Genomic DNA, 11,835 nt, shown 5'->3' with positions numbered 1-11,835 from the left:
GGCGAACACCCCTCCGCCCCCGGCACGGCCCGGCTACACTCCCGACCACCAGGCCGCTGACCAGGGAAAACGGAGAACTCTCACTGGAGTACTAGAACGTCAGCTCCGGAACCCGGAGGATCACCGCTGCCAGAGGAACGCGGCCCCGCCGCACTCGCGGCACGTCGGCCACACGAACCCGTCCGGGACGAGCGGGATTCCGCCGGTGCGCCCCCAGGAGCGGGGGCAGGCCTCAGGACTTCTCCTCGCGGCGCCGCGCACGGCGCCTGCGGAGGTGCCACGCGACGATGGCGATGACGACGAGGGCGGCCAGCGCGATCGCCGCGACGCGGCCCGCGACGCCCTCGACCCGGCGGTAGGCAGCGCCGGCGAAGTAGCCGAGGAGGGTGCAGCCGACGCCCCAGGCGATGCCGCCGACGGCGTTGTAAAACAGGAAGCGGCGGTAGGGCATGCGGGAGGTGCCCGCCAGTGCGGGCACCATCGTGCGGAGGAAGGCGATGAACCGGCCGAAGAAGACGGCGGCCGAACCGCGTCGGCTCATGAAGTCCCGCGCCCTGTCGATCCGTTCCTCGTGGCGGCGCAGCGCGCGCGTGTGCAGGAGGGACGGCCCGAAGCGGCGGCCGATCTCGTAGCCGACGGAGTCGCCGAGGATGGCGGCGCCGACGACGGCGACCGTGATCCACGCGAGCGAGACCTTGCCCTGGTGGGCGAGGAGGCCGCCGAGGATGGCGGAGGTCTCACCGGGGACGACGAAGCCGACGAATCCCACGAAGATCGCGTCCTCGGCGAAGACCAGCGTCGCGACGACGGCGTACACCACCGGTCCGGACAGTCCGCGCAGCCAGTCGGTGATCACGTTCATCGGCGCACCCCGCTCGGGATCACCCTCCCATGATCCCGCCGGAACGCCCCGACCGCCCACGACCACCCCGGGCGACCACCCGGTGACCACCGGTCCTCAGCGCGTCGGGCGCCTGCCCTTGCGGTGGTCCTGCTTCGGGAGGATCTGCCCGAGCATCGTCGGCCCCGAGGGTTCGCTGCGCGCGGGCGCCTTCGGGAGCGGCGTCTCGCCCTCGAGGACGAAGGTCCGGCCGCTGATCTCGACCCACACGGACTCGTGCAGCAGCAGCCGCTGCCCGCGCCGCAGCTGCCACGTCCGCCCGGGCCGGACCTCGCGCTCCGTGCCGTCGGCCGAGCGGACCCGGCAGCCGTTGGTGCTCGTGTCGTGCGCCTCCAGGACGCCGTCGTGGCAGGCCAGCCGGACGTGCGAGCGGCTGACGAGGTGGGTGGCCGCGCCGGTGAGCCACGGGCCGATCAGGACGGCCCGCTGCCCCTTGCGGGCCACCGGGTCGCGTCCGACGACGACGTCGTGGCCGGCCACGACCACGACGCGCGTCTGCACCTCGTCGTTCACGTGGATCTTGACCTCGACCTGGCTCGGGCGCGGCCCGCGGTCGATCAGCGGCAGCCGGTGCGTCGGGCAGACCGCCCGGCCGCGGTCGTGCCGCGGCAGCGCCTGGCCCGCGCCCGTCCGGCGCCCGCCCTCGAAGAGCCGGCAGCCGCGCTCCGGGCAGCGCCAGAGCCGTTCGAGGAACTCGCGGCGCGGGCCGCTGCCGGTGCGCCGGTCGAGCATCCCGGCGGAGAGCAGCAGGCGTTCCTCCTCCTTGCGCGTGATCTGCCAGTCCTCCGGCACGGGCATGACCCGCCGGGCGATCCCGACCCGGCCGCCGGGCAGGGGGACGGGCTTCACGAAGCGGTCGCGGTTGCCGGAGATCCACGGGTAGCGGCGGTGGAACTCGACGAAGCCGTCGTCGCTCACGACCGAGACGCCGGAGAGGTCGGCGATCTCTATCAGCCGGTCGTCCGCGACCGTTCGCGGCTCCATCAGACCGGCCTCGACCCAGTCGTGCAGCTGCGCCCGCTCGGCCCGGGTGAGGTAGGAGTCGGTGAGCAGCGAGTCGTCGACGACGGCGTAGATCTGCAGGGTGTGGTCGCCCACGTGGGAGGCCAGCGCGCGGCAGAGTGCGGTGAGCCGCTCCAGATCGGCCTTCCGGGCGCTCAGGAGGGCGTCGTCGCGGACGACGTTGGAGACGTCGACGACGAAGTCGGCCGAGGCCGGGTCCAGCGTCAGGAATTGCTCCGCAGACATGGGCCGAGGCTAGCAGTGGCGGTGTTGAGCCGCCGTCAATGTCGCTGACTCTCATGCCGGTTGCCCTCCTTCTCATGAAGGAGGGCAACCGGGGCCGGATCACGCCACGTTGACGGCGGTGTCGTCGAGGACGAAGGAGGTCTGCTTGGTGTAGTCCTCCGAGCCGCTGAACTTGAGGGTCACGCTCTGCCCGGCGTACGCGGACAGGTCGAGGGTGTGCTGCTGGTAGCCGGCGGCCGCGTTGACGTTCGAGTAGGTCGCCAGGGTGGTGCCGTTCGCGGTCACCGTCAGCTTGTCGAAGGCGGTGGTGCTGCTCGCGGCGGTGTCGATGTGCAGCCAGAAGCTGAGGTTGTAGGTGCTGCAGCCGGCCGGGAGGGTCACGGTCTGGGCGAGGGTGTCCGTGTTGGTGGTGCCGTACCCGTCGAGCCAGGCGTCGTAGGTGCCGGAGTGCGGCGGCTCGCTGGAGCTGCTGTTGATGGTGCTGGTGCCGCTGGTGTTGGTCTCGGTCCAGCCGGCCGTCGAACCGGCCTCGAAGCCCGGGTTGGCGAGCAGTTGGGCGGCGGTGCAGCCGCTGCCGCCGCCGGCGGGCTGGACGGTCCAGGTGAAGGTGACGGAGGAGGACGGGCCGGTGGAGTCGGTCGCGGTGGCCGTCACGGAGTAGCTGCCGGCGGTGGTGGGCGTGCCGCTGATCAGGCCGGTCGTGGCGTTGACGCCCAGGCCGGCGGGCAGACCGGAGGCGGCGTAGGTCAGGGTGCCGCCGGCCGTGTCGGTGGCGGACAGCTGGACGCTGGTGGCCGTCCCCGCGGTGGCGGTGCGGGCACCGGGGTTGGTGAGGGTGACGCTGCCGGTGGTGCTGCCGCTGCCGGTGCCGGCGAGCCAGGCGGTGGCGTTCAGGCCGAGCGCGGCATCGGTGCCCGCCGGGTCGTTCCAGCCGTTGTAGACGGTCTTGCCGGGCTCGCCGGTGCCGTCGTCGATGGCGGAGCTGTCGCCCCAGATGGCGACGCGGCCCTTGCCGAAGCTGCTGGTGGCGAAGAACGCGCCGGTGGTGCCGGAGTAGCCGGTGCGGTAGACGATGCCCTTGACGGAGGGGTTGTCGGCGGGCTTGAGGGTGAAGGTGGTGCCGTTGCGGATGATGCTGCCGGTGACGGTGCCGAAGGGGCCGTGCAGGACGGGGTCGGCGGCGTCGCTGATCGCCCGCGGGTTGTCGGTCTGGATGTTGAGCAGGTCGACCGAGAGCCCGAACGGGTCGTTGCTGTTGACCGAGTTGGTGGTCATCAGGTCGTTCAGGATGGCCGGGGAGTCCCAGCCGTCGTTGTTGCGGTCGCTGCCGGTGTGGTCCGAGATGAGGAAGAGCCCGCCGCCGTTCTGGACGAAGGTCATGACGGCGGTCTTCTCGGAGTCGCTGAGCCGGATGTTCGGCTCGGGCAGGACGAACTCGTCGAAGTTGGCGAGGTCCAGCGCGCCGCCGGTGCCGTAGGTGATGGTGGAGCCGCTCGGCAGCGTCTTGAGGCTGTACTGGCCGGTCTTCTGGAGGGCCACGCCCCAGGCGGAGATGGCGCCGGTCCAGTCGGTCTCCGACTGCGGGTTGGCGTTCTCGGCGAGCGGGTCCGGCTGGCTGGTGCTGATGATCCAGTCCGCGTTGCCGGCGGTCTCCGCCTTGCTGTTGTCGAACAGGACGCGGTGCTGCGCGGTCGCGGCGGGGGCCGCGGCCGGGGCGGTCGTGGCGTTCGCCGTGGCCGGCGCCGCGGCGGCCCGGTGGGGGACGGCGCTCGATCCGGCGAGGACGGTCAGGACGACCGCCCCCAGGGCGAGGGGACGGATGGTGTCGAGGCGTCTGAGCATGGGTCAAGTCCTCCGTGCAGTGGGGGTACAGGGGGGCGGTGCTACGCGCGTAGGCGCGCCGGACACCGTTCCATGATGGAGTAAGCGACGCTTGAACGGAACGCGACGAATCAACGTTCCGCACCGCCTCCACATCCCCATAAACGGAATACGAGCAGTCAGTTCGCGATGCCGTGACGATGACGGCCGGTCAGCCCCGTCGGGCGGCGCTGCGGTGGCGGGCGAGTTTGGCGAGGGCGAACACCACCAGGGCCGCACAGGCCACCGCAGCCCAGGCGGGGAGGAACACCGAGGCGGGTGCCAGGCCGGCCAGGGTGAGGAGCAGGGCGGGCAGGTACCAGCCGAGGACGGTCCGCGGGCCGTCGCCGTAGCGCAGCGAGATGGCGGCGTTGGCGGTGTAGAAGGCGAGGACGCCGCCGCACAACGCCCAACGGGCGCCCACCGGCAGGTGGTGCGTGGGCGCGGCCACGGCGGTGCCGAGGGCGGCGGCGATGACGGTCACGCCGGAGACCAGGACGAACGGGAGGTACATCACCGTGTCGCGGATGGCCCGGTCGGACCGTTCGGCCTGGACGTGGGCGAGTCCGCGCGCCGCCTCCGTCGTGCCCCAGACGAAGAAGACCATCGCGAGTTCGGCGACCACGACGAAGGCGAGCAGCGCCGTCGCCCCCGACGCCCGGGTGAAGTGGGCGGACAGGGTGACGCCGATGGTGTAGACGCTCTCGCCGAGCACGATGACGACGAACAGGCCGATCCGCTCGACGAGGTGCTCGACCGACAGCCGGGCGTAGAACTCGGCGCTGATCCCGGCGCGCACCGAGAGCAGCACGACCTCCAGCACCGTCGCCGCGCCCCAGAGGACGAACCTGCCCGGCCCCGGCACGGCGGCGGAGACGGCCCAGAGCACCGCGGGCAGGAGGCAGTAGAGGACGGGCCGCCAGACGGGCAGCGGACTCCCGGGCCGCCGCGCCCGGTCGAGCCAGATCGCGAAGAACCCCAGCCGGACCCACGCGGCGCCCAGCGCGTACGCCCACGCCCGCGATCCGAGCCCTTCCGGCGCCGCCGCGGCCATCAGGCCGAGCGCGGGCATCGTCCCGAGGAGCAGGGCCTGGCCGCGGGGGCGGTCCGAGCCGACCACGTTGATCGTCACCGTGAGGTTCGCCCACGCCCACCAGGCCGGGAAGAACAGCACGAGGAACGTGCCGAACTCCTTCGCCCCGGGGTCGCCGTGCAGCCCCTGGGCGAGGACGCTCACCACGACCACGAACACCAGGTCGAAGAACAGCTCGAACCAGCCGGCCCGCTGTTCCTGTGGCGTCTCCTCGTGCTCCTGCATGCGACCACTCTGCCCGCCCGGCGCCGCCCCGCCCCCGCGGCGCTCCGGCCGCGCCCCTGCGCCCTACCCGCGCGACGGCGTCACCCCGCCTGCGTCCACCACTTCTTCAGGACGTCCTCCGCGGGCTTCCCGTGGGGCGTGTACGCGAGCTTCTTCTTCGTCTCGCCGCTGTCGGGCCAGTCGTCCCACATCCACCAGCAGACGCCGGCCCACCAGGGCTTGCCGTCGAAGGTGGCGAGCAACGCCTCGTAGGCGGCGGCCTGTTCGGCGTCGCCGTCGCGCTTGCTGACGGTCCAGGAGTAGGGGGCGGTCGTCGTGCCGCGCTGGCTGACGTAGCCGGCCTCGGTGAAGAGGATCTTCCGCTGCCGGCTCCGGGAGAACGCGGCGAGCTCGTCGGCGATGGGCTGCCACGCCTGGCGCAGCTGGGCCGGGTCGGTCGTCGCCTTGTCGGTCAGCGGCCAGTAGGCGTCGATGCCGATGACGTCGAGGTCCTTCCAGAAGGGGACCTTCTTGTACTCGTCGTAGTTGGCGGCGTACGTCAGCGGGCCCTTGAAGCGGTCGCGGACGGCGGCGATGACGCTGCCCCAGTGCGCGCCGTCCTGGGAGGTGCCGGCGAGTTCGGTGCCGACGGCGAGCTGGTCGACGCCGTTGTCGGTGGCGAGTTGGGCGTAGTGGGTGATGAGGCCCTGGTAGGCGGTGAACCAGGCGTCCGGGTCGGACGGCCTGATCTCGGCGCGGTCGCCGCCCTTGGTCAGGTCGACGTGGGGCTTGATCATCGTTTTGAGGCCCGCGTCGTGGGCGAGGCGGATGATGTTGCGCAGGCTGTCGTCGGCGGCGGTCTCGTCGGTGGTGCGCATGGCCGAGTCGGTGACCCGGTCCTGGTACCAGGTGGGGGTGAAGGTCACCCACCGGGTGCCGGTGGCGGCGATCTGCTGGATGTAGGTCGCGGCCTGCGGGCTGTCGTAGTCGTCGGTGTTCCACGAGGGGAGCGTCATGCCGCGCATCTCGCTCGTCTTCCCGTCGTCGGGTCGGCCGGTCGGTGGTGCACCGGCCGAGGAGGGGCTGGGCTTGGGCTTGTCCTCGTCGTCGCCGGACTCCGCGGAGCATCCGGCGGCGACGAAGAGGACGGCCAGCGCCGCGAGGGCGGCGGCCGTCCTCTTCACCGGGTTCACTGCTGAGAGCTCCTCACCTGTTCGGGCCGCTCAGTTGGCCAGGTCCATCGGGCCGACGAAGGTGTAGCCGAGGGCCCTGATGCCGTCGATCGTCTGCTGGAGCGGCGCCACGGGGTAGTACGGGTGGTAGAAGAAGCTGGCCACCCCGTCGCGGACGGCGAGGTTGGCCCTGGCCGAGTTGATCAGGTCGGCCGGGAGCCGTGCCGGGTGGTTGTTGACGGGCACGGGCTCGTAGTTGCCGATGTCCTCGGGGAGCACGGTCGTACCGTAGACGTCCTTGACCGCGTACGGGAAGAACTGCCCGATGTAGCGGCCGGGGTTCACGGGCGCGCCGCTCAGCGTTCCGGCGAAGTACAGCGGACGCTCCAGCCGGGCCGTGTAGTTCTGGCCGAAGACCCGGTAGTCGGCGGCCGAGGCGGCGTAGTGCGGGGTGGTCCAGAGGGCGGGCCTGGGCAGGCCGGCCGCGGCGAAGCCGGCGAGGGCCGCGGTCACCCGGGACTGGGCCCAGGCGGTGGAGTCCTCGGCGGGCGGCCCGTCGTAGACGACGTTGTTGGCGGCGTCGACGTGCGAGCGGAAGAACTCGAAGTCGTCGGCCGTGACGCCGGTGTAGGGGTTGTTGACGTTGCCGTACTGGTGCGTGTAGCCGTGGTTCATGAGGACGGCGCCGTGCGCGAGCATGTACTGGAGCGCGGCGACGACGTCCGGGGCCTGGGCCAGGGTGATGGTCTGGGGCGTGCCGTTGTTGTAGACGCCCCGGGGGTCGGTGTAGACGGGGATGACGTTGATCCCGTAGGGGATGTTCTGCGAGGCCAGGTAGTCGGCCATGGTGCGCAGTTCGGTCGGGTCCGACCCCGGGCTGATGTCCTCCAGGCGCACGAACGCGCGGTGGCGCTCGGTGGTCGCCGGGGCGAGGGCGTCGAAGAGGAGGTCCTCGAACGCGACCACGCGGTCCGACTCGGACACGTAGGCGAAGGGGATCTCGCCGACGTAGGTGAGGTTGGCGGAGCGGATCGCCCACGGCGTGACGGCCCCGGTGGAGGCGTCCGTGGCCAGCGCGAGCTGGGTGACCTGCGGGTAGCCGGCGCCGGAGAGGGCGGGGTGCAGCACGCCGCCGTCCGCGCCCGCGGGGATCTTCCGGGTCAGCGTCTGGCCCTTGTACGTGACCTGGTTGATGTTCCCGACGCTGCCGTTGGTCGAGAAGTAGGAGTTGGTCGGGTCCCAGCCGTACTTCTTCTTGAAGTTCTCGATGCCGACGGCGTTGGCCATGTTCCAGACGTTGTCGCCGATCCAGTCGACCGGCTTGGCGGTCGTCATGACGTCCTGGTAGAACGCCGCCGGGACGGCGTCCGGGATGGAGCCGCCGTAGTACGTCGAGCCGACGTAGAAGGTGGCCGAGTACTGCTCCACCAGGCCGGGGGTGTACGCGGAGACCGGCTTGGCGGTGACGGTGCCGAAGTGGCCGGCGAGGTTGGCCGTCGCCATGGCGTAGAGCTCGCCGAGGTAGCCGTAGGGGCCGGTGGTGTCGTAGAGGACGAGGGCCGAGGCACCGGCCGCGGCGGTCGGGGCCTGGACGGACGGGCGCGCGGCCGCGGCAGCGGGGGCCGCCGCCGGAATGACGGGGAGCCGGTGCGCCCGGCGCTTGAGGTCGTTCACCCGCTGGGCGGCGCTCCAGGCGGTCAGGTCCGCGGAAGCGGCCCCGGTGGCCGGACCGGACGCGGCGGCGGCGAGCGGCCCGCCGGACGGAACGGCCGGATTCCCGGCGCCGCCCGCCGCCTCGGCACCGGTGGAAAGTCCGACGCCGCCCAGCAGGGCGGTGGTCACGGTCAGAATGAGCGGGACCCGGGCAACCGGGATTCTCCCTCTCGCCTTGCTCATTGTCGTCCCCCCTGATTCATGGGTTTCGCCGGTCCCGCACCCCAGGCACCCCCCGGTGAATCTGGTGAAGACATGGCAAGGCACGGCGGTGAAGCCCCGGCATTTCGCCGATTCTCACGCCGGGCGCAAGGAGTGTCAACAGCATTTCTCGGTCCGGCCCGTGCACTTTTCGACGGTCGACTTCGCACGGAGGAGCCGGCGTCCATGACGCGGAACGCACGCCCTCCGATGGCACCACATTCGGCCAATCATCGGCCCTCGGCCTGCGGCAATGAAACGATCATCGGCCTACCGAACGCCCGATCGGGCCGGTTCACCGCCGTTTCACGGAATTTAATATTCCGATTCGCAGCCTTTCGTGATCACATGCTTAAGCGTGCTTGTCATCTGATAACCTCCGACCGCACGCCCCGGACCGACGGGCGGGCTGAAATCCGGGGGGATCTCATGTACGGAAAACCCGTTCTGGGGATAGTCCTGCCCTTGGCCGGACTGATGGCGGCCCCAGAAGTTCTGCCGGGCGTACCCTTCGCCAGGGGACTGCAGGAAGCGGCCGGTGCCGGGTTCCTGCTCTACTGTTCGACAGCCACCATTCTCCTTCTCGTCAAATTCTGGTTCGCGTTCCGGAGCTCCGGTGATCGCCCGTGATCACGGAGGTCCTTCTCTGGTCGAGCGTCGCCATCATCGTGATGGCGGGCTGCTACAACGCCACCCTCTTCGTCCTCTCCAGGCGCAGGGTCCGCAACGACCGCGGTCCGCAGGCCGAGCGTCTCTACGTCTTCCTCCTCGCCTGTCTCAACGAGGAGAAGGTGCTCGCGGAGAGCCTGGCCCGGATCACCTCGCTGCCGGCGGCCGACTTCATGGCGCTGGTCATCGACGACGCGTCCGACGACCGCACCGCGGAGATCGCCCGCGCCGCCGACCCCGACCGGGTCAAGCTGCTGCAGCGGCACCTGCCGAACGCCCGGAAGGGCAAGGGCGCCGCCCTCAACGCCGGCATCCGCCACCTGCGGGAGTCCGGCATCCTGGACGGCCGCGACCCGGGCGAGGTGATCGTCTGCGTCGTCGACGCCGACGGCCGCCTCGACCCGCACGTCGTCCAGGCCGTCGATCCCTACTTCGACGACCCGCGCACTGGTGCCACCCAGATCGGCGTGCGCATGTACAACCGCCAGCAGGGCCTGCTCGCCCGCCTCCAGGACATGGAGTTCGTCATCTACGGCGACATCTTCCAGTCCGCCCGCCGCTACTTCGGCAGCGTCGGCATGGGCGGCAACGGGCAGTTCATGCGGCTCTCCGCGCTCGACACCCTCTGCGGGGAGGACGGCTCGGGGCCCTGGAGCGACTCCCTGACCGAGGACCTCGACCTCGGGGTGCGCCTCATCGCCGGCGGCTGGACCAACCACCACTGCACCACCGCCGCCGTCTCCCAGCAGGCCGTGCTCGACGTGCGGCGGCTGGTGCGCCAGCGCTCCCGCTGGTTCCAGGGCCACCTGCAGTCGGCCCGGCTGGTGCCGCTGATCCTGCGCGAGGTGCCCACGAAGCCCGCGATCGACCTGCTGTACCACCTCTCCAGCCCCGTCCTGATCCTGCTCACCTCCCTGCTCCCGCTGTCCTTCGTCATCGCCACGGGCGGCGTCCTCCTCGGCTCCATCGAGGCCGGGCACCCGCTGGTGTCGCCGATGTGGATCATCGGCCCGTACGTCCTGTCGTTCACGGCGGCGTACGCCTACGGCTGGGTCTACTTCCGGCGCGAGCGCGGGCTCGGGCTCGTCCGTGCGGTCCTGCTCTCCCACGTGTTCGTCATCTACGGCTACATCTGGTTCGCCGCCGGATGGTGGGGCCTGTGGCGCATGCTCACCGGCAAGCAGACCTGGCTCAAGACCGCGCGCACCTGACGCGCACCCGACACACGAACGCCCGTCTCCTTCAGCACCGTCCACGCACGTGCGCACGCACGACCCTCCGCGCACGTGCGGAAAAACCCTGTGCGGAAAACCCTCCCTGCCCGTCGGCAGGCACCCTCTCTGGAGACTCATGTCCCCGAACGCGAACACCACACCCGTCCGCGCCATGCTCGTCCTCGGCACCCGCCCGGAGGCGATCAAGCTCGCGCCGGTCGTCCGCGCCATGGCCGCCTCCCCGCACTTCGAGCCCCTCGTCGTCTCCACCGGCCAGCACCGCGAGATGCTCCAGCAGATGCTCGAACTGCTGCAGGTCGAGGCCAAGTTCGAGCTCGACGTGATGAGAGAGCGGCAGGAGCTGTCCAAGCTGACGGCCCGTCTGGTCGAAGGCCTGGGCGAGGTCGTCCACGCCGAACGCCCGGACCTCGTCGTCGTCCAGGGCGACACCACCTCCGCGCTCACCGGCGCCCTCGCCGCCTTCTACGAGCACGTCCCCGTCGCCCACGTGGAGGCCGGGCTGCGCACCGGGGTGCTGGACAACCCCTTCCCCGAGGAACTCAACCGGCGCCTCATCGGGCGCATCGCCCGCTGGCACTTCGCGCCCACCCCCCGCGCCGCCGGACACCTCACCGCCGAAGGCGTCCCGGAGGCGGAGGTGTTCGTCACCGGCAACACCGTCATCGACAACCTGCTGTGGGTGCTCGAACAGGGCGCCGGCCGCGACCACTTCGAGAGCAACGGCCGACGCCGCGTCCTGGTCACCCTGCACCGCCGCGAGAACCAGGGCGACAAGATGCGCGCCATGGGCAAGGCCCTGCGCCGGCTCGCCGACCGCGGCGACGTCGAACTCGTGCTGCCGCTCCACAAGAGCCCCGCCGTCCGCGAGGCCCTCCTGCCCGAACTGTCCGGCCACACCGCCATCCGCATCGTCGAACCGCTCGACTACGTCGACTTCTCCGCCACCCTGGCCGGCTGCGACCTCGTCCTGACCGACTCCGGCGGCATCCAGGAGGAGGCCCCCACCCTCGGCAAGCCCGCCCTCGTCCTGCGCACCACCACCGAACGGCCCGAGGCCGTGGAGGCCGGCGCGGCCCAACTCGTGGGCACGGAACCGCATGTCATCCTGGACGCCGCCATGCGCCTGCTGGACGACGACGACGCGTACCGGCGCATGGCGAGGGCCGGCAACCCCTTCGGCGACGGGCACGCCACCGCCCGGATCCTGGCCCAACTCGCCGAGGACTTCGGCGTCGACGCCGACCCGGCCCCCGCACCGGCCGCCCTCGCCGTCCCCCAGCCCGAGGGTCCGGAGTCATACTCGACGGCATGACGAGAGTTCACCGGCTCCTCACCGTCCTCCTCCTCTCCGCCGCCGCGGTGGCGGGGCTCGCCTTCGCGGTGAGCGCCATCTGGGGGGACGAGTACGGGGAGCCGGTGCGGGGGGGGGGGGGGGGGGGGGGGGCCCCGCCGCCGGGGGGGGGGGGTGGGGGGGCCCGCGCGGCCCCCACGCGGCCACACACAGCGGGGCCCACCCCCCCACCCCCCCGCCCCCCGCAC

General features: G+C 71.5%; 8 protein-coding genes. 2 read left to right on the top strand and 6 right to left on the bottom strand.

Going from position 1 to position 11,835, the window contains the following annotated elements; genetic code table 11:
• Positions 1–232: 232 nt before the first annotated feature.
• From ACFV4F_RS04405 to ACFV4F_RS04380, 6 genes are all read right to left on the bottom strand, one after another.
• Entirely contained in the window at positions 233–862 is a 630-nt protein-coding gene (locus tag ACFV4F_RS04405; protein WP_380500392.1) for a DedA family protein, read from the bottom strand.
• Between the two features lie 96 nt (positions 863–958).
• On the bottom strand, positions 959–2,149 hold the full coding sequence (locus ACFV4F_RS04400) for a hypothetical protein (RefSeq protein ID WP_380500391.1): 1,191 nt from the start codon (positions 2,147–2,149) through the stop codon (positions 959–961).
• A 99-nt stretch (positions 2,150–2,248) separates the two neighbouring features.
• Entirely contained in the window at positions 2,249–3,991 is a 1,743-nt protein-coding gene (locus ACFV4F_RS04395; protein WP_380500390.1) for a putative Ig domain-containing protein, read from the bottom strand.
• A 190-nt stretch (positions 3,992–4,181) separates the two neighbouring features.
• A complete protein-coding gene (locus tag ACFV4F_RS04390; protein ID WP_380500389.1) occupies positions 4,182–5,327 on the bottom strand; it encodes a low temperature requirement protein A in 1,146 nt (381 codons plus the stop codon).
• Positions 5,328–5,407: 80 nt separating this feature from the next.
• Positions 5,408–6,499: a glycoside hydrolase family 113 gene (locus ACFV4F_RS04385; RefSeq protein WP_380500388.1), complete on the bottom strand. Its 1,092-nt coding sequence runs from the start codon at positions 6,497–6,499 to the stop codon at positions 5,408–5,410.
• A gap of 30 nt (positions 6,500–6,529) precedes the next feature.
• A complete protein-coding gene (locus tag ACFV4F_RS04380; protein WP_380500387.1) occupies positions 6,530–8,320 on the bottom strand; it encodes a DUF2334 domain-containing protein in 1,791 nt (596 codons plus the stop codon).
• 698 nt (positions 8,321–9,018) lie between these two features.
• Here ACFV4F_RS04380 and ACFV4F_RS04375 point away from each other — a divergent pair.
• Both ACFV4F_RS04375 and wecB read left to right on the top strand, forming a co-directional pair.
• Complete coding sequence (locus tag ACFV4F_RS04375; RefSeq protein WP_380500386.1) at positions 9,019–10,272, top strand: glycosyltransferase; 1,254 nt, start codon at positions 9,019–9,021, stop codon at positions 10,270–10,272.
• Positions 10,273–10,411: 139 nt separating this feature from the next.
• Positions 10,412–11,608 carry a non-hydrolyzing UDP-N-acetylglucosamine 2-epimerase gene (gene wecB, locus ACFV4F_RS04370; RefSeq protein ID WP_380500385.1) on the top strand — a complete coding sequence of 399 codons (1,197 nt, stop codon included), beginning with the start codon at positions 10,412–10,414 and terminating at the stop codon, positions 11,606–11,608.
• Positions 11,609–11,835 lie beyond the last annotated feature (227 nt).

The organism is Kitasatospora sp. NPDC059722 (genome assembly GCF_042733235.1).
Lineage (GTDB): Bacteria > Actinomycetota > Actinomycetes > Streptomycetales > Streptomycetaceae > Kitasatospora.
Note: the sequence above shows the minus strand (reverse complement) of the source record. Positions and strands in the feature narration are given on the sequence as shown.